Source organism: Bradyrhizobium sp. USDA 3240, assembly GCF_054063295.1.
In genome coordinates this window covers 3964874-3982743 of record NZ_JBSSGD010000002.1, presented here as the reverse complement: position 1 = coordinate 3982743, position 17870 = coordinate 3964874, and the positions used below count along the sequence as shown (strand labels likewise).

Here is a 17870-nt window from a genome sequence, read left to right as displayed (position 1 = left end):
AAGCCGCATCGCCGTCAGCCGGCGAACGCCTTGTCGAGATCGGCGATGATGATCTTCTGCATCTTCAGCATCGCCTGCATCGCTCGATCGGCCGCCTTGCGGTTGGAGTCGCCGAGATAGCGGCTCAGCGCCGTCGGGATCACCTGCCAGGACAGGCCGAAGCGGTCCTTGAGCCAGCCGCAGCGCGATTCCTGGCCGCCGTCGGTGAGCTTGCTCCAGAAATAATCCACCTGCTCCTGGGTCTCGACGCTGAGGAAGAACGACACCGCCTCGTTGAACTTGTGCTGCGGCCCGCCATTGAGCGCGTAGAACCGCTGCCCCTCGAGCTCAAAACTCGCCATGAAGTCGCTGACGGTCTCGATCTCGGCGTTCGGGAACACCGACTTGTAGAAGGCGACGGCGTCGCGGACGTTGTTGTCGAGCCAGAGGAACGGCGTGATCGAAGTCATGGCGGGGAAATCCTTGTGATCGATGAGGAGGATGAGCCGGAACCGCGCGCACAGCGTTCGCGCATCCGGAGGACGAGCCCGCGACCGGCACTCCGACATGTTGACCGGGCTTTTTGTTGAGCTTCCGGCATAGCTGTCTGCCCGTGAGGCGGTATTTCGCGATTTTGGGCTTCCGGGTAACCCTGCGCTAAGCCCGCCGCCGGTCCGGCCACTACCCAACGTCGGTATTGGTTCGTCCAATCAATCACTTGTTAGTGCTCTGTGCTTCAATATTGCCGGGCGCGTCGGGTGAGCCGCCAACGCGCATCAAAGCGTCTCTTTGGTCAAGGCTCGATCCGGAGGCCGCGCCTTGCAGACCGCGACGACTATGCCTGGCCGCTACTATCCGGCGATCTTCGTGCTGGCGTCGGCCACGCTGGCTTATCAGATCCTGATTACCCGCTTCTTCAGCGTGATGGTGCATTACCACTTCGCTTTCGGGGCCATCGCGCTTGCGATGTTCGGGCTGACGCGCGGTGCAATGAAGGTTTATGAGGATTCAGCCCGCTATGCGTCGGAGCGTGTGGCGCCGGAGTTTGCCCGCCATGCCGCGCGGTTCGCGATCAGCGGCGTCGTCGTGATGTGCGCCTTTCTGTATGCGCCGCTGGTCGTGCCCGGCGCATATGCCATGTCTGCGCTCGCCGTGGTGGCGCTGGCTTTCACCATTCCGTTCGCCGAGGGCGGCATCTGCATCACGATTCTCCTGACCCGGCTGCCTAATGTTGGCGGCTGGCTTTACGCTGCCGATCTGGTCGGCGCCGCAGTCGGCTGCCTCGGCATCATCTTCGTGCTGCTGGTGATCGATCCGGTCAGCGCGACGCTGTGGATCGGCGCCTGCGCCGCGGCCGTCGGCTGGTTCGTGGTCCGTCACGGCGAAGGCCGAAGCGATGTGCGCCTGAGCCGCAACGCCGCGCTTGGTCTTGCCGCGCTCGCCGCGGTCCACACCGCGCTTGCCGCAACCGGCATCAGCCATCTTGGCGTGATCTGGGCCAAGGGCACCGAGCAGACCGGAACGTTGTTCGAGCGCTGGAACACCTATTCGCGCATCCGCGTGACCGATCTCGGGCTTTCGACTCCGTTCGGCTGGTCGTTCTCGCGCACCCCGGATACCAGGATCGAGCAGCTCTATCTCGACATCGATGCCGACGCGGCGACACCGATCACCCGCTTCTCCGGCGATCTGACCAAGGTTTCCTATCTCAAGGACGACGTCATCAACGCGCCCTATCTGGTGCAGCAGCGGCCGGGCGACGTGGCCGTGGTTGGCGTCGGCGGCGGCCGCGACATCCTCTCCGGCCTGTATTTCGGCGCGCAGCGAATTCACGGCATCGAAATCAATCCCGCGATCTTCGAAGTGCTGACCGACAAGTTCGCCGATTATTCGGGCCATCTCCATCGCCAGCCTGGCGTGTCGCTGGTCAATGCCGAAGCGCGCAGCTACATCAACCACTCGCCCGATCGCTACGACCTGATCCAGATCTCGCTGATCGACACCTGGGCCGCCACCGCAGCCGGCGGGCTGACGCTGACCGAGAACCGGCTCTACACCGTGGAGGCGTGGGACGATTTCTTCCGCGCGCTGAAGCCGGGCGGCATGCTCTCGGTATCGCGCTGGTACGAACCAACGGCCTATCGCGGCGAGTTCTATCGCCTGATTGCGATCGCGGCGGAGGCGTTGCAGCATCAGGGTGTGCCGATGACCGAACTGTCGCAGCATGTGATTGCGGCGAATGTCGGCAGCGTCGTCACGGTCATGACCCGGCCCGAGGCGTTCACGGCGGCGCAATGGCAGGGCGCGCGCGAGCGGCTGGAAGCACGGGGATTCAAGCTGCTGCTCGGGCCTGGCATCGCGTATGACAATGTCACTTCGGCTCTTCTATCGGGCAAGGCCGACCAGCGCTTTCTTGATTCATTGCCGGTAAACATCGTGGCCTCGACCGACGACAAGCCGTTCTTCTTCTATACCGCGCGACTTGCCGATCTGTTCCTCAAGAACGGCTTCGAGGCGCAGAACAACGCAGCGCTCGGCATCATCAAATGGGTGCTCGTCTTCCAGCTCGGCATCTGCATCTTCTACATCGGCATTCCCTTCGCGCGCCTGATGCGGCGGATGCCGGCGGCCACACTAGTGCCGCCGGTGGCCTATTTCGCCGCGATCGGCATGGGCTTCATGCTGATCGAGATTTCGCAGATGCAACGGCTGATGGTGTTCCTCGGCCACCCGGTCTACGGGCTCAGCGTCGTGCTGTTCACGATCCTGCTGTTCGGCGGCATCGGCAGCGCCACGGTAGGTGCCGCGCCTGCGCGGCCGGCCATGTTGATCGCTCGCCTCGTGGCGCTGGTCGCAACGCTGGTGGCCGCAGGCCTGCTGACGCCGGCCGTCACCGCCTGGGCGCGCTCCGCGCCGACCGACATCCGCATCCTGGTGTCGGTCGCGCTGCTGGCGCCGCCGGCTTTCTGCATGGGCATGATGTTCCCGCTGGGCCTCGGCATCTGGCGGCGGCATGGCGGGCTGCTGCCTTTCTTCTGGAGCACCAACGGCATCACCTCGATGCTTGCGTCCGTGCTCGGCATGGCGCTGTCGATCCAGTTCGGCATCACCACGACATTCGCACTCGGCGTCTGCTGCTATGTGGTGTGCGCGATCATGATCGTCGGCAACCGGCTGGCCCATCCGGTCGCTGATGACGCCCTCACGCCGGTCGGGCCGGCAGGCCTGGTGGCGCAGGACGAGGTGGCGTCGTAGCGGAGGCTGTTGCCTATTGCCTCAGTTGGCGCTGCCGATCAGGCTTTCCAGCAGGCGCTTGAGCTCGGTGGTCGACTTGTCGCCATAGCTCTCGACGATGTGCTCTTCCTGGCTCACCGCGAGCGAGTTCAGCCGGCGGCACAGCGCCTTGCCGCGGTCGGAGACGAACATCAGCACCTTGCGGCGATCCTTGGGATCCTGCACGCGATAGACCAGCGCATCTGACACCATGCGGTCGATCATCTTGGTCAGCGTCGGATGGTTGAGCAGCACCGCGTCGGCGAGTTCGCCCATCGAGTGTCCGTTGCCGTCGGACAGCACTTTGAGGATGCGCCACTGCTCGACCGGCACGCCTTCCTTGGCCAGCCGCGTCTCCAACTGCCGGTTGATCTCCCGGTTGGCTTGCGCGAGCAGGTAGGTGAGGTGTTCGGTGATCGGGGAATTTTCTTTCGGCGGTTTAGCCACGGCGTGAGACCTGGTTCCTGACCCGGTGAATGAATGTCCGGCAACTCATGCCATTTCTATATGCACTTCAATTGTTGAATATTCAATATTTTCCCCTAGGATATTCCCCCAACCAAGGGGCGGACGCCGCGACCGCCCGCTGGCTGCGTTGCGTACTGCTTCCCAGACAGGAGTTGGCGTGCTCTCGACGGTCTCCTTCCAGGCGTATGGCGGCATGCCCGTCGCGCCGCCGCACCTGTTTCGAAATCCGTCGTCCTGCGCGGCCGATCTCGCTTTGACCGTCAAGCCGGGCTCCTCGCGCCGTGGCGGCACCGACAGCAAGCTTAGAATCGGCAATTTCATCACCTTCTCCGGCGCGCCCGGGATCTGGGGGCCGATCTCGGCCAACAGCGTCATGCTCGCGGTCGCCGAGATCAACCGGCGCGGCGGCATCCGCGGCCGCGAGGTCGAATTGTCGATGTACGACGCTGGCGGTCCGATCGAGGAGGTGGTGCGCCGCGCCGAGCGGGCGATCGCGTTCGACGAGATCGACGTGATCATGGGCTCGCATATCTCGGCGGTCCGCCTCGCATTGCGCAAGGTCACAGCCGGCCGCATCCCCTATGTCTACACGCCGGTCTATGAGGGCGGCGAGCGGACGCCCGGGGTGATGGCGATCGGCGAGACGCCGCGTGCCGAAAGCCGCCCGGCGATCCACTGGCTCACCGAGGTCAAGAAAGCGCAGCGCTGGTACCTGATCGGCAGCGACTATGTCTGGCCCTGGCAATCGCATCGCGCGGTGAAGCACTACATCAAGGAGGCCGGCGGCCAGGTGGTCGGCGAGGAATTCGTCCCGCTCGGCGAGGACGATCACGAGCCGCATCTGGCGCGGATTCGGGCTGCCCGGCCCGATGTCGTGCTGATTACCCTGATCGGCACCGACAGCATCACCTTCAACCGCGCCTTTGCGGAAGCCGGGCTCGCCGCCACCACACTGCGCTATGCGGGCGCGATGGACGAGACCGTGCTGCTCGGCATCGGGCCGGACGCGACCGAGAACCTGTTCTGCGCCTCCGGCTATTTCGGCTGCGTCGATTCGCGCGCCAATGACGAGTTCCAGACCAGCTACCGAGCGATGTTCGGCGCGCACGCGCCGCCGATCGGCTCGGTCGGACAGTCCAACTATGAGGGGATGCGCTTTCTCGAAGCGGCGGCCAACCGCGCCCGCTCGCTGTCGACGGGCCCGTTGTTTGCTGCAGCGCGCAACCTCGTCTACAGCGGCGCCCGCGGCACCGTCACCATTCGCGACGGCCGTGCCGAAATGCCGATCTATCTTGCAGAGGCCGACGGTCTCGACTTCAATGTGATCAAGACGATCTAGAAGCGTTCTCGAGCTAAGTGGGTACCGCTTCGCGTGAAGAGAACGCGCCAAAACAGGAGCTAATGGCACCGTCGCCCGTAAGGGCGATGCCGTAAGCGGCGTACCGGTGCCGGACAGGAGCAGGTGTGCATTCGACGTCCAACGTCATGGCAAGAGACCTCCCGTTCCCGCCGTCCCTGCTGTTCAGGAACCTGGCGTCGGCGGCGTCGGATCGCCTGCTTGCGCCGATGGATCGGGGTGGGTTCGGTCCGCGCGGCGCGCGTAACCGGCTGCGGATCGCGGGCTTCGTCTGCTGCTCCGGTTCGCCCGGAATGTGGGGGCCGGCCGCGACCTCGACCGCGCAGCTCGCGGTCGCCGACATCAACCGGCGCGGCGGCATCCTCGGCCGCGAGATCGAGTTCCAAGTCTACGACGCCGGCGGCCTGATCGACGAGGTGGTCGACCGCGCCGAGCAGGCGATCGCCTCCGACGAGGTCGATCTTATCATGGGCATGCACACCAGCGCGGTACGTGTCGCGCTGCGTCACCTCATCACCCGCAGCAAGATCCCCTACATCTACACGCCGGTCTATGAGGGCGGTGAGCGCACGCCGGGCGTGATTGCGATCGGCGAGACGCCGCGCTGGCAGAACCGGCCGTCGATCCACTGGCTGGCCGAGGCGAAGTGCGCGAGGCGCTGGTACCTGATCGGCAGCGACTATGTCTGGCCCTGGCAATCGCACCGCGCGGTGAAGCGCTACATCAAGGAGACCGGCGGTCTTGTGGTCGGCGAGGAGTTCGTGCCGGTCGGCGAGGACGACCACGCGGCGCATCTGGAGCGGATCCGCGCGGCGAAGCCCGACGTCGTGCTGATCTCGCTGATCGGCACCGACGGCGTGACCTTCAACCGCGCCTTCGCCGACGCCGGGCTCGCCGCCACCACGTTGCGCTTTGCCGGCTGTTTCGACGAAACCGCGCTGCTCGGCATCGGTGCGGACAAGACCGAGAACCTGTTCTGCGCCTCCGGCTATTTCCCCTCTGTCGGCTCGCAGGCCGGCGACGATTTCAGGGACCGCTATCGCGCGATGTTCGGGGCGTTCGCACCGCCGGTCGGATCGTGCGGCGAGTCCGCCTATGAAGGCTTCTGCCTGCTTGAAGCCGCCGCCAACCGCGCCGGCACGCTTGACCTGCGGGCGCTGCTCGCGGCGGCGGACAACCTCGTCTATCGCGGCCCGCGCGGTCCGGTCACGGTGCGCAGCGGCCACGCCAGGATGCCGATGTATCTAGCTGAAGCCGACGGCCTCGACTTCAGGGTGATCAAGGCGATCTGACGCCGGATGCGACAGCCTGCCTAACCGATCCATGAAATAATACTTGAAAAGGAAAATATTTCCGTTTTCAATACGGCAACGGGGTGGGCGGTTCGCGCGGGTCAAACGCGCCGCCGCTGCTTCGTGCCCAAGGATGTCCAAGAGATCCGATCCAGGAATCAAAATCCAAAGATCAAAAGCTTCAGGAGAGCGCCGTGACCGTCGTCCTTCCCACGCCAACGCAACTTCGTGCCGTCGCCGAGCAGTGCGGCCTGTCCCTGACCGATGAGGACGTGGCCTCGTTCCGCGGCCTGATGCAGGGCTCGGTCGATGCCTACAACCTCGTCGCCGCGATGCCGGACGAACTGCCCGAAGTGAAATATCCGCGCACGCCCGGCTATCGCCCGGCGCCGGAAGACAACAAGCACAACGCCTGGTACCGCAAGTCGACGGTGAAGGGCGCAGCCTCCGGCAAGCTCAAGGGCAAGACGGTCGCGCTGAAGGACAACATCATGCTGGCCGGCGTGCCCATGACCAACGGCTCGTCGACGCTGGAAGGCTACGTGCCCGATTTCGACGCCACCATCGTCACCCGCATGCTGGATGCCGGCGCCGAGATCGCCGGCAAGGTGCATTGCGAGCACTTCTGCCTGTCCGGCGGCAGCCACACCAATTCCTACGGAGCCGTGCACAATCCGCACAAGATGGGCTATTCGGCCGGCGGCTCGTCGTCGGGCTCGGGCGTGGTGGTCGCGCTCGGCGAGGTCGACATGGCGATCGGCGGCGACCAGGGCGGCTCGATCCGCATGCCGTCCTCGTTCTGCGGCACCTATGGCATGAAGCCGACCTGGGGCCTCGTGCCCTACACCGGCATCATGCCGATCGAGATCTACGTCGACCACACCGGCCCGATGACCGCGACCGTGGAAGACAACGCGCTGCTGCTGGAGGTGCTGGCCGGCGACGACGGCTACGATCCCCGGATCAAGGCGCCGAAGGTCGAGGATTACACCAAGGCGCTCGGCAAGGGCGTCAAGGGCATGAAGATCGGCATCGTCAAGGAAGGCTTTGAGCAGCCGACCGCGGAAGCTGCGGTGAATGAAAGCGTGCACGAGGCGGCCAAGCGCTTCAAGGATCTCGGCGCCAGCGTCGAGACGGTATCGATCCCGATGCACATGCTCGGCGGCGCGATCTGGACTCCGATTGGCACCGAAGGCCTGACCCAGACCATGATGTTCGGCGACGGCTACGGCCTCAGCCGCGGCGACCTCTATTCGACCTCGCTGATGGATTTCCATCGCGGCTGGCGCCGTCAGGCGGATTCGCTGTCCGAGACCACGAAGCTGTTCATGATGCTCGGCACCTACATCAACAACAGCTTCGGTCCGCGCTTCTACGGCAAGGCGCTCAACATCTCGCGCCGGCTGGCAGCAGCCTACGACAAGGCCTTCAAGGACTATGATCTGCTGCTGATGCCGACCACGCCGATGAAGGCGACGAAGTTGCCCGAGGCCAATGCCAGCCGTGAGGAATATGTCGCCCGCGCGCTGGAGATGATCTCCAACACCGCTCCGTTCGACATCACCCATCACCCGGCAATGTCGCTGCCCTGCGGCATGGTCGACGGGCTGCCGGTCGGCCTGATGCTGGTCGGCCGGATGTTCGAGGAAACCACCATCTACCGCGCCGCGCACGCCTTCGAGCAAGCCGGCGACTGGAAGAAGATGTGAGGCACCGCTTGTCGCAGACGCAGGGTCGATGGATCGAACACCATGGCTAGCACCTTCGCCGCGGTGTTCGAAATCGTAAGCTTCGGCGCGATCATCGTGCTGGTCGTGCTCGGGCTCGGCATCATCGCCAGCATGATGGGCATCTTCAACTTCGCGCAGGGCGAGTTCGTCCTGCTCGGGGCCTATGTGACCTATCTGGCGTATGCCCATGGCGCGCCGGTCTGGGCCGGCATGGTCGCCGCGCCCTTTGTGGTTGGCGCGATCGGCTTCGTGCTGGAGGCGCTGATCATTCGGCGCTTCTACGCCGCGCCCATCGTGGCGATGCTCGGCACCTATGCGCTCGGGCTGATCATCCGCGAAAGCGTCCGCGGCCTGATCGGCGGCTTCTATCTCACGGTGCCGGAGCCGATCGGCGGTTCAATCGACCTCGGCTCGGTCCACATCTCGGCCTGGCGCTTCACCATCATCGTGATCACGCTTGTGGTGATGGGCGGCTGCTATCTGCTGCTGGCGCGCACCAGCTTCGGGCTTCGGGTCCGCGCCACGCTGGAGAACCCGGCGCTCGCGCGCGCGTCGGGCATCTCGACGCCGTTGATCTACGGCGCGACCTTTGCGTTCGGCGCGGCGTTGGCCGGGCTAGCCGGCGCGCTGATCGTGCCGGTGTTCTCTCTGTTTGCCGATCTCGGCATCCGCTTCCTGATCCAGGGCTTCGTCGCCGTGATGGTCGGCGGGGTCGGCTCCTTCATCGGTCCGGTCGCCGGCGCCGGCGTCATCGGCACGCTCAGCGCAGCGCTGCCATGGGTCATGTCGCCCGTCGTCGCCGACGTCCTCGTCTTCGTGCTCGCCATCGCCTTCATCAAATTCCGGCCGCAAGGCCTCATTGCTGGGAAAGGGGTCTAATCACCATGTCGATTGAACGCATGAATCTCACGCGCCGCCGCTTCATGAGCAATTTCGCCTTCGCGACCGGTGCGCTCGCGACCGGCGTCGGAAGCTGGGTGGTGAGGCCCGATTGGGCCAACGCCGCTGAAGGCCCGATCAAGGTCGGCATCGCAACCGACCTGACCGGCCCGATCGCCTATGCCGGCAATGCCGACGCCAATGTCGCCAAGATGGTGATCAAGGAGATCAACGCCGGCGGCGGCCTGCTCGGCCGGCCGCTCGAACTCTACATCGAGGACACCGCCTCGAACGAATCGGTCGCAGTCGGCAACGTCCGCAAGCTGATCCAGCGCGATAAGGTCGACATGGTGCTGGGCGGCATCACCTCGTCGATGCGCAACGCGATCAAGGATCCGATCGTGGCGCGTGGCAAGACGCTCTACATCTATCCACAGCTCTACGAAGGTAAGGAGTGCACGCCCTATCTGTTCTGCACCGGGCCGACGCCGGCGCAGCAATGCGACGAATTCATTCCCTGGCTGATCAAGAACGGCGGCAAGAAGTTCGCGCTGCCGAGCGCCAACTATGTCTGGCCGCACACGCTCAACGTCTACGCCCGCAAGGTGATCGAGGACAATGGCGGCGAGGTCGTGTTCGAGGAGTATTACCCGCTCGACCAGGTCGACTTCTCGTCCACCGTCAACCGCATCATCTCCAACAAGGTCGACGTCGTCTTCAACACCGTGATCCCGCCTGGTGTCGGGCCGTTCTTCAAGCAGCTCTATGAAGCCGGCTTCCTCAAGAACGGCGGGCGGCTCGCCTGCGTCTACTATGACGAGAACACGCTCAACATCAACCAGGCCAGCGAGATCGAGGGGCTGGCGAGCTGCCTCGATTACTTCAAGGTGCTGACCAAGGAGGATCCGTTCAACGCCAAGATCCAGGCGGCCTATGAGAAGGATTTCCCCGGCAACTTCCTGTTCGCGGCCGGCAGCGCCGCCACCGGAACCTATCGCGGCCTCAAGCTGTGGGAAGCTGCGGTCAAGGAGGCCGGCAAGGTCGATCGCGACTCGGTCGCGGCCGCGCTCGACCACGCCAAGATCGCCGAAGGGCCCGGCGGACCGGCCGAAATGGTGCCGGGCAAGCGGCACTGCAAGATGAAGATGTACACCGCTGTTGCCAAAGGCGGGAACTATGAGATCGTGGCGCGCAGCGCCGGTCTCGTCGATCCCAAGGAATGCTGAGCAATCCATGGGTGGAGCAGAGCAGGCCGTCGCACGCATCGGTGAGGAACCGGATGTCGTGACAGGTGAGGGTGCACCGGCCGCGCGCGCGCCGGCGGGACAGGCATCGGCAGGATGGAAGGTCCTGCCGATCGTGGAAGGGCTGGTGCTCTTGATCGCACTGGTCCTGCCATGGGTGCTGCAGGATTATCTCACGGTGTTCGCCACCCGCGTGGTGATCCTCGCGCTGTTCGCGCTGTCGTTCGACCTGGTGTGGGGCTATGCCGGCATCATGAGCTTCGGCCAGGCGCTGTTCTTCGGCGCCGCCGGCTACGGCGTGGCGTTGCTCGCGCGCGACCTCAATGTCACCTCGATCCTCCTGATCCTGCCCGCCGGCACCTTGATCGGCCTCACGGCATCGCTGCTGCTCGGCGGCTTTCTCTTGCTCGGGCGCTATCCCTCGAGCGTGATCTTCGTCTCGCTCGGTACCCTGACCGGCTCCTACGCGGCGGACCGGCTGGCGCGCGGCTGGTACTATCTCGGCGGCCAGAACGGCATCCCGTCGATCCCGCCGCTCACGCTCGGCAGCTACGAGTTCGAGGAGGGGCCGGTCTACTACTACATGGTGCTCGGCATCCTCGTCGTGGTCTATCTGCTCTGCCGCTTCCTGGTCCGCTCGCAATTCGGCCTCGCGCTCGCGGGCCTGCGCGAGAACGAGCAGCGCATCGCCTTCTTCGGCTACAAGGCGCAGCATCTGAAGGCGATCATCTTTGCGGTCGGCGGCACCATCGCCGGCCTCGCCGGCAGCCTCTATGCCTTCCACGAAGGATTCGTCTGGCCCAACATGCTGGGGGTCGTGTTCTCGACCCAGGTGGTTCTGTATGTGTTATTCGGCGGCTCCGGCACGCTGATCGGCGCGGTGATCGGCACCGTGATCATCGAGGGCGTCAGCTTCTGGCTGTCGGACAATTACCGCGACGTCTGGCCGATCATCCTCGGCGTGCTGCTGCTGCTCGTGATCATGTTCCGCCCGCTCGGGCTGGTCTCCCTCGTGCTCGGCGAGCGCGAGCGGGTCGGCAGCTTCGGCAAAGCGCCAAAGCCAAAGGAGACCGGCAATGCCGCTCCTTGAAGCATCAGGCATCAGCAAGGTGTACGGCAAGCTCACCGCGCTCGACGGCGCAGGCTTGACCGTCGGCGAGAACGAGTTTCACGGCCTGATCGGCCCCAACGGCTCGGGCAAGAGCACGCTGATGAAGTGCGTCGCCGGCGCCGAAATGCCGACCACGGGCAAGGTCTCGTTCGTCAACGCCGACATCACTGCGTTCACGCCGACCGAGCGCGCCCGCGCCGGCATGAGCCTGAAATTCCAGATCACCTCGGTGCTGCCGACGCTGACGCTGTACGACAACATCCTGCTGGCGCTGCAGGCGCAGTCCTCGCTGTTCGATCTCGTGCTGTCGCGCACCCGCAACAAGCTGCACGATCAGGTCATGACGATGCTGACCCAGTTCCGGCTCGCCGACCGCGCGCATGATGCCGCGGCGGCGTTGTCGCATGGCCAGCAGCAATGGCTCGAGATCGCGATGGCACTCGCCGGCAAGCCGCGGCTGTTGCTGCTGGACGAGCCGACCGGCGGCATGAGCCTCGAAGAGCGCCGCGTCACCGGCGAGCTGTTGCAGCCGATCAAGCAGCATTGCTCGCTCGTTATCGTCGAACACGACCTCGATTTCATCCGCGACATCTGCGACCGCCTGACCGTGCTCGACCAGGGCAAGGTGCTGGCGTCGGGGACGGTCGCGGAAATCCAGGCCAACAAGAGTGTCCAGGAGATTTATCTTCGCCGTGCCTGACCAATCCTTCCTCGATATCCGGCATCTCGATGCCGGTTATGGCCGCAGCCAGGTTCTGTTCGATGTCAACATCGGCATTCCCTGGCGCGGCGGCGTCGCCGTGCTCGGTCGCAACGGCGCCGGCAAGACCACGCTGATGAAGACCATCGTCGGTGAGCTCGCGAGCACAACGGGAGAGTTGTTCTTCGACGGCCGCGACATCACCCGCCGCCGCACCGAGGAGCGCGTGCGCTCCGGCATCGGCTATGTGCCGCAGGAGCATTCGGTGTTCGCCCGCCTGTCGGTGCGCGACAACCTCGCGGTAGGCTCGCTGACAAATTCCGATACGAGCGCGGTCGATCGCGTGCTCGAGATCTTCCCGAAGCTCGGCCAGCGCCTCGACCAGCCGGCCGGCACGCTGTCCGGCGGCGAGCGCAAGATGCTGGCGATCGGCCGCGCCATGCTCGGCAATCCGAAACTGCTGCTCTTGGACGAGCCGACCGAAGGCGTCTGGATAGGCGTGATCGAGGAGATCACCGAGCGGTTGATCGAGCTCGCCAAGAGCATCTCGGTCGTGATCGTCGAGCAGCATCTCGACCTCGCGCTGCGCGTCGCCGACTACGCCTATGTGCTGGATCGCGGCCGCGTCGCGCTGCAGGGCGGCGCCAGCGAAGTGCGCAACGATCCGGAATTGCTGCGGTACCTGGCGCCGTAACCGCAGGGCGTGGTGAATCCCGGGTTCCCGAGGAACGAAGCGCCCCGGCCGCCGTTGGGCCGCGGGAGGAATTCACCAATGCGTTATCTTTCGATCATAACCCTTTGTGCTGCTGCTGCCGTGATGAGCAGCGGTGCAGCGCTGGCGCAGCATGCCGGCACCAAGTCCGAACAATCCGCATGCTCGCGCGATGCACAGCGCTTCTGCCGGAAAGACCTCGGCAATGACGGCGCCGTGCAGAGCTGCCTTCAGATGAAGCGAGCCAGCCTGAGCTCAAGCTGCAAGAAGGTATTTGAAAGCCACGGCATGTAACCGTCATCAGCCCGTGCAGATATTCGCGTTGATCAACGCGACGGCGTCCCGCCGACGTGCTCGACAAGATGCGCGCGCGATGGCGAGGGCTCAAACCGGTCGGCGAAGTACTGCGTTTCGTGGACGACCTGTCCGTCGCGGAATTCCATGATGCTCACCGTGTAGGACGGGATGCCGTCATAGGTCAGCACGAATTCGGTAACCCAGAGATCGCCGCTGCCGATCATACGCTGGATCGTGAAGCGCTTTGTGTTCGGCTGCACCGTGCGGCTCTGCTGAATGTTGCGCCGGCCGCGAATTCGTTCGCCCGATTGCGGATAGTCGAGCACCGCATCCTCGTGGTAGATCTCATGCTCGCGCTCGAAATCGCTCGCGTCCGAAGCCTCCCAATGGCGCTGCAACGCCGTGCGTACGGCTCGATCGTCCATCGCAATCTCCCGGCTGTGCCCCGCACGCATTTCACGATCGTCTGCGCGTGATTGGCAAGGGGAATGTGGCGGCGAAGGGGGCCATCCTCATCGTCGTCCTGGCGAAAGCCAGGACCCATTATCCCAAATATCAATTGTTGCGCGGCGCTGGGGCCACAGCTTTCCTCACCAACCCAACCCTGTGGTTATGGGTCCCGGCCTTCGCCGGGACGACACTGTACTGGCGGGAAAGTTTGATCGTTACCGAAAGGCGGCGCCGCGGCGCAAGCCCCCGCTCACTTCACCGCGGAGAAGCGGGTGTCGAACGAGTTGGTCTGCACGACGGGCGCGGAGCCCGCGAGTTGGGTCGACGGTGTCGTGGCCGGGGCGGCGGCGGCGGCGCCGGTCACCTGCGGCTTCGGCGCCGGCTTGGCGGGCTGCTTCGGCTCGGCCTTCGGGGCGACGCGAACCACCGATTGCGGCTTGGCCTCGGCGACCTTCGGCTTGGCCGGAGTGGACGGCGACGCGGCCGGCTTGCCGGCGTCGGCGGTGGCGTCACCGATGCCGACCTTGCGAGCAAAGCTCGAGAAGAAACCTTCGGACTTGTCGGACGCGTTGGCCGAGGCGACGCGGGTGCTGGCCGGCGGCGTGGTCGACGACGTGGTCGCCACCACAGGCTCGTCCCGCTGGACTGCGAGATTGGGCCGCGGCGGATTGACCGTGCCGGGGATCGTGCCGGGCGCGCGCGCCAGCGACATCGACTGCAGCGCCTGGCTGTCGCCGCCTTCGGACAGACCGGTGTTTCCTTCGGGAATCTTCGAGGCGAAGATCGCGTTCATGCCGCCGTCGATGCCGGTGTTGAGGCGGGCCACGGGCGTACCCTTCGCGGCCAACTTGGCCATCTCCGCGTCGTCGCGCTGCTCCTTCTCGCGCACCGCGCTCGCGATCTCCTCGGGGATGACATAGGCCGGACACTTCGCCGATGCATTGAACACCGGATCGCGCACAGCGTCCGGCGCCTTCACCGCGTCGAAGACGTATTTCTTCTCGCAGAAGTCGACCTTCGGCTCCTGCTTCGTCACCTCGAAATGATCGTTGCCTTCCTTGATCATCTTCCAGAAAGGCATGTTCGGGTTGTTGCGGTGCTTGGCCATGTTCACCGGCGTCATCCGGAACGGATAGGCCTGAAACTGGAAGGCCTTCTGGCCACCGAAGAACGACTCGCGGCCGAGCGAATAGATTTCCGCGATCTGCTCGTCGGTCATCGCGTAGCAGCCGCGCGACGAGCAGTCGCCATGCACCATCAGCTCCGAGCCGGTGCGGCCGAGCGACTTGTCGAACGCGTTGGGATAGCCGGTGTTGAACGACAAATAGTAGGCCGACTGCGGGTTCATCTGGCTCGGGTTGATCGAATAGAATCCCTCGGGCGCCTGGCGGTCACCCTCGCGGACCTTCGGACCGAGATCGCCCGACCAGCGGCAGATCGGATAGGTCTTGAGCAGCGCGAACTGGCCGGAGCGGGTCTGTTTCCAGATCTCGAGCTCGGCTTCCTGCTTGAACAGCCGCACCAGGATCGGCGACTGCATGTCCATGTCCTTCTCGGTCATGGCAGCGACGAGCTTTGGCGGGACCGGCTGGTTGGCCTTGGCATTCTGCGCGAGCGAGATCTGATCGCTGTCACAGCCGGCGAGCATGACACCCGCGGCGAGGACCGCCGAAGTCAGAAGCGCGCGTACGAGCGTGCGATGAGTCAAGTCCGAGCTCCACACCCACCGGGCGATTTTCGCGACCCCAACACGGCGAATATGCCCTGAAGCCATTGTGTAAAATATTAGCCTTCGACCACCCCTGCTCGCAACCTGAACCGAGGCTGACAGCCTTCACGGTAGCAGGCATGGTTCAAGGAACGTTAAAGACCCGTCTCGGGGCCCAATTACGGCAAAATCGGCCGATTTGGTCGAAAAATTGGGCGGTTTGGGTGGGTCAACCCAGCTTGCGGCCGATATCCAGGAACTTCTGGCGCCGCTGTTTGCGAATCGCGTCCGGATCAAGATTTCGTAGGTCGTTGAACGCCTGGGCGATGGCGTCGCCCGTGAGCGCGATCATCGCGGCGGGGTCGCGATGAGCGCCGCCGGAGGGTTCTTTCAGGATCTGGTCGATCACGCCGAAGCGCAGCATGTCCTGGGCGGTGATCTTCATGCTGTTGGCGGCTTCCTGCGCCTTGGTGCCGTCGCGCCACAGGATCGAAGACGCGGCCTCCGGCGAGATCACGCTGTAGATCGCGTGCTCCATCATCAGGACGCGGTTCGCCGTCGTGATCGCGATGGCGCCGCCCGACATGCCTTCGCCGGTGACGATCGCGACATTGGGCACGCCGAGCGACAGACAGGAGTCGATCGAGCGCGCGATCGCCTCGGCCTGGCCGCGCTCCTCGGCGCCGATGCCGGGATAGGCGCCGGCGGAATCGACGATCGACAGTACGGGGATGCCGAAGCGGTCGGCCATCTCCATCAGGCGCACCGCCTTGCGGTAGCCTTCGGGGCGCGCCATGCCGAAATTGTGCTTGATGCGGGTATCGGTGGTGGCGCCCTTCTCTTGGCCGACCACGCAGATGCTCTCGCCGCGGAAGCGGCCGAAGCCGCCGATCAGGGCCTCGTCGTCGGCGAATTTGCGGTCGCCGGCCATCGGGGTGAATTCGGTGATCAGACCGCCGATGAAATCGGTGAAGTGCGGCCGCTGCGGGTGCCGCGCCACCAGCGTCTTCTGCCACGCCGTCAGGTTGGCATAGAGGTCGGTCAGCGCCTGCGCCGCCTTGTCCTCGATCCGCGCGACCTCGTCGCCGATGTCGCTGCCGCTTGCGGCAAGCGCACGCAACTCGTCGATCTTGGATTCAAGCTCGGCGACGGGTTTTTCGAAGTCGAGATAGCTGCGCATCGGGTCGGGCATCAACTCAATATAGGGAGGAACAATGCGAGGGGCGAAGCGGTTTCGGCGGTGGCAAGAGAAGTTTTGTAACTTCAATCGGTTAACGCGCATTCGGGCGGAATGCACGCTTCGGGATCGCAGGCAGGTGACGCTCTTTCTGCGGAGACGACGCGGAAGTCAAGGCGGATCAGGCGAAGGTATCGATGTCTGGCGGGTGCCGGACTTACTTCTCCGCCAGCGGATGCAGGTCGCGGACCAGGCTCTTCAGCCGCTCCTCGACCACATGGGTGTAGATCTGGGTGGTGGAGATATCGGTATGCCCGAGCAGGGTCTGCACGATGCGGAGGTCCGCGCCATTGTGCAGCAGGTGGCTGGCGAAGGCGTGGCGCAGCACGTGCGGCGACACCAGCCGCGGTGCGAGGCCGGAGGCGGCCGCGAGCTCCTTCAGGTCGCGGGCGAAATGCTGCCGGGTCAAATGGCCGCTCTCGCCAGAGGAGGGAAACAGCCATTTCGACGGCGCGGTTTTCTTCGCCTTCGGCTGCATCACCTCCAGTACGGCGAGATAGTCCGCCATCGCCTGGCGCGAGGCGTCGTTCAGCGGCACCAGCCGCTCCTTGTTGCCCTTGCCGCGCACCACGATCATCCGCGCATCGCGCCGCGCCGCGGAGACCGGCAGCGACACCAGCTCGGAGACGCGCAGGCCGGTGGCGTAGAGCACCTCGAGCAGGCAATACAGCCGCAGCGCGCGCAGCCGCTGCGCCGGCGAGACGTCGGTCTGGGTCAGCTCCTTGGCGCGGGTCAGCATGCGGTCGACGTCGGCAATCGACAGCACCTTGGGCAGGCCGCGGCCGCGCTTCGGGCCGGACAGGATCGCGGCCGGATCGTCGCCACGGATACGTTCGTTGAGCAGGAAGCGGTAGAGATGCCGCATTGCGGACAGCCGCCGCGCCACGCTGGTCGACTTGAAGCCGCGCGTGTCGAGGTCGGCGAGGTAACCGCGCAGCGCGTCGGTGTCGGCGCTGGTGAAATCGGTGCCGGAATGAGTGAGGTAGTCGGAGAAATCGGTGAGGTCGCGACGGTAGGCGTCGAGCGTGTTGACGCCGGCCCCCTGTTCCGCGGCGAGCATGTCGAGGAACAACGCGGTCAGCTTGGCGTCGGAGGACTTGGCAGGGGTCTTCTTGGCAGCAGCGGTCATGCCAAGACTCATAGCGCCTATTTCTTGAGGAACTTATCCGGCGGGATGGTCACCGTCATTTCCCGCGGTTTCGGGTGCACGAAATTCGCCAGCGCGAAGACGATGCCGTAGCCGATCCCGAAAATCACGGCGACGACCGTCAGGAAGCGGAACAGGCTGGGCATGGAGGCGACTCAGGCGGCGAATTAACCAATGAAATCATCCAACATGTTCCCCGCGCGGTTGCAAGAGTCGCTGGTAACGGTATCGCCGGGGGTAGTATAGGTGGCTCGAATTCTGAACAAATCGTCCCAATATCCGAGCT

At 64.7% G+C, this 17870-nt stretch carries 17 protein-coding genes; 10 read left to right on the top strand and 7 right to left on the bottom strand.

Features of this window, described 5'->3' with window-relative positions:
• Positions 1-14: 14 nt before the first annotated feature.
• Positions 15-449, bottom strand: a complete 435-nt coding sequence (locus ACVIGA_RS19510; RefSeq protein ID WP_456667613.1) for a VOC family protein — start codon at positions 447-449, stop codon at positions 15-17.
• A gap of 349 nt (positions 450-798) precedes the next feature.
• On the opposite strand from ACVIGA_RS19510, the gene ACVIGA_RS19505 reads away from it, so the two are divergent.
• Positions 799-3234 (top strand): hypothetical protein, encoded by a 2436-nt coding sequence (locus tag ACVIGA_RS19505; protein ID WP_456667612.1) that lies wholly within the window; start codon positions 799-801, stop codon positions 3232-3234.
• 21 nt (positions 3235-3255) lie between these two features.
• Here the strand turns inward: ACVIGA_RS19505 and ACVIGA_RS19500 are convergent, their stop codons facing one another.
• Positions 3256-3699, bottom strand: coding sequence for a MarR family winged helix-turn-helix transcriptional regulator (locus ACVIGA_RS19500; RefSeq protein ID WP_038387042.1), 444 nt, complete (start codon positions 3697-3699; stop codon positions 3256-3258).
• Between the two features lie 178 nt (positions 3700-3877).
• Between ACVIGA_RS19500 and ACVIGA_RS19495 the strand changes: the two genes are divergently transcribed.
• The 9 genes from ACVIGA_RS19495 (at position 3878) to ACVIGA_RS19455 (ending at position 13039) form a co-directional block, all read left to right on the top strand.
• On the top strand, positions 3878-5059 hold the full coding sequence (locus ACVIGA_RS19495) for a substrate-binding domain-containing protein (RefSeq protein ID WP_456667611.1): 1182 nt from the start codon (positions 3878-3880) through the stop codon (positions 5057-5059).
• Between the two features lie 146 nt (positions 5060-5205).
• Positions 5206-6369 (top strand): substrate-binding domain-containing protein, encoded by a 1164-nt coding sequence (locus tag ACVIGA_RS19490; RefSeq protein ID WP_456667610.1) that lies wholly within the window; start codon positions 5206-5208, stop codon positions 6367-6369.
• A 194-nt stretch (positions 6370-6563) separates the two neighbouring features.
• Entirely contained in the window at positions 6564-8078 is a 1515-nt protein-coding gene (locus tag ACVIGA_RS19485) for an amidase (protein ID WP_456667609.1), read from the top strand.
• A gap of 42 nt (positions 8079-8120) precedes the next feature.
• Positions 8121-8978, top strand: a complete 858-nt coding sequence (locus ACVIGA_RS19480) for a branched-chain amino acid ABC transporter permease (RefSeq protein WP_097671091.1) — start codon at positions 8121-8123, stop codon at positions 8976-8978.
• A gap of 5 nt (positions 8979-8983) precedes the next feature.
• Complete coding sequence (locus ACVIGA_RS19475) at positions 8984-10204, top strand: substrate-binding protein (protein WP_212311940.1); 1221 nt, start codon at positions 8984-8986, stop codon at positions 10202-10204.
• A gap of 7 nt (positions 10205-10211) precedes the next feature.
• Positions 10212-11312, top strand: a complete 1101-nt coding sequence (locus tag ACVIGA_RS19470) for a branched-chain amino acid ABC transporter permease (protein WP_456667608.1) — start codon at positions 10212-10214, stop codon at positions 11310-11312.
• Complete coding sequence (locus ACVIGA_RS19465; RefSeq protein ID WP_456667607.1) at positions 11299-12033, top strand: ABC transporter ATP-binding protein; 735 nt, start codon at positions 11299-11301, stop codon at positions 12031-12033. Before ACVIGA_RS19470 ends, ACVIGA_RS19465 begins: the two co-directional genes overlap by 14 nt.
• Positions 12026-12727: a branched-chain amino acid ABC transporter ATP-binding protein gene (locus ACVIGA_RS19460; RefSeq protein WP_223972111.1), complete on the top strand. Its 702-nt coding sequence runs from the start codon at positions 12026-12028 to the stop codon at positions 12725-12727. Before ACVIGA_RS19465 ends, ACVIGA_RS19460 begins: the two co-directional genes overlap by 8 nt.
• A 78-nt stretch (positions 12728-12805) precedes the next feature.
• A complete protein-coding gene (locus ACVIGA_RS19455; RefSeq protein ID WP_375777558.1) occupies positions 12806-13039 on the top strand; it encodes a hypothetical protein in 234 nt (77 codons plus the stop codon).
• A 32-nt stretch (positions 13040-13071) separates the two neighbouring features.
• Here the strand turns inward: ACVIGA_RS19455 and ACVIGA_RS19450 are convergent, their stop codons facing one another.
• From ACVIGA_RS19450 to ACVIGA_RS19430, 5 genes are all read right to left on the bottom strand, one after another.
• Positions 13072-13467 (bottom strand): nuclear transport factor 2 family protein, encoded by a 396-nt coding sequence (locus ACVIGA_RS19450; protein ID WP_456667606.1) that lies wholly within the window; start codon positions 13465-13467, stop codon positions 13072-13074.
• Between the two features lie 275 nt (positions 13468-13742).
• Positions 13743-15200 (bottom strand): L,D-transpeptidase family protein, encoded by a 1458-nt coding sequence (locus tag ACVIGA_RS19445; RefSeq protein WP_456667605.1) that lies wholly within the window; start codon positions 15198-15200, stop codon positions 13743-13745.
• A 229-nt stretch (positions 15201-15429) separates the two neighbouring features.
• Entirely contained in the window at positions 15430-16392 is a 963-nt protein-coding gene (locus ACVIGA_RS19440; protein ID WP_223972118.1) for an acetyl-CoA carboxylase carboxyltransferase subunit alpha, read from the bottom strand.
• A 202-nt stretch (positions 16393-16594) separates the two neighbouring features.
• Entirely contained in the window at positions 16595-17566 is a 972-nt protein-coding gene (gene xerD, locus ACVIGA_RS19435) for a site-specific tyrosine recombinase XerD (protein WP_456667604.1), read from the bottom strand.
• 17 nt (positions 17567-17583) lie between these two features.
• Positions 17584-17730, bottom strand: a complete 147-nt coding sequence (locus tag ACVIGA_RS19430) for a hypothetical protein (protein WP_016843561.1) — start codon at positions 17728-17730, stop codon at positions 17584-17586.
• Positions 17731-17870 lie beyond the last annotated feature (140 nt).

What these genes read in the sequence shown, in the direction of transcription:
- ACVIGA_RS19510 (WP_456667613.1), bottom strand. Translation starts at nt 449, where the DNA reads ATGACTTCGATCACGCCGTTCCTCTGGCTCGACAACAACGTCCGCGAC.
- ACVIGA_RS19490 (WP_456667610.1), top strand. Translation starts at nt 5,206, where the DNA reads ATGGCAAGAGACCTCCCGTTCCCGCCGTCCCTGCTGTTCAGGAACCTG.
- ACVIGA_RS19480 (WP_097671091.1), top strand. Translation starts at nt 8,121, where the DNA reads ATGGCTAGCACCTTCGCCGCGGTGTTCGAAATCGTAAGCTTCGGCGCG.
- ACVIGA_RS19475 (WP_212311940.1), top strand. Translation starts at nt 8,984, where the DNA reads ATGTCGATTGAACGCATGAATCTCACGCGCCGCCGCTTCATGAGCAAT.
- ACVIGA_RS19470 (WP_456667608.1), top strand. Translation starts at nt 10,212, where the DNA reads ATGGGTGGAGCAGAGCAGGCCGTCGCACGCATCGGTGAGGAACCGGAT.
- ACVIGA_RS19465 (WP_456667607.1), top strand. Translation starts at nt 11,299, where the DNA reads ATGCCGCTCCTTGAAGCATCAGGCATCAGCAAGGTGTACGGCAAGCTC.
- ACVIGA_RS19455 (WP_375777558.1), top strand. Translation starts at nt 12,806, where the DNA reads ATGCGTTATCTTTCGATCATAACCCTTTGTGCTGCTGCTGCCGTGATG.
- ACVIGA_RS19450 (WP_456667606.1), bottom strand. Translation starts at nt 13,467, where the DNA reads ATGGACGATCGAGCCGTACGCACGGCGTTGCAGCGCCATTGGGAGGCT.
- ACVIGA_RS19440 (WP_223972118.1), bottom strand. Translation starts at nt 16,392, where the DNA reads ATGCCCGACCCGATGCGCAGCTATCTCGACTTCGAAAAACCCGTCGCC.
- xerD (WP_456667604.1), bottom strand. Translation starts at nt 17,566, where the DNA reads ATGACCGCTGCTGCCAAGAAGACCCCTGCCAAGTCCTCCGACGCCAAG.
- ACVIGA_RS19430 (WP_016843561.1), bottom strand. Translation starts at nt 17,730, where the DNA reads ATGCCCAGCCTGTTCCGCTTCCTGACGGTCGTCGCCGTGATTTTCGGG.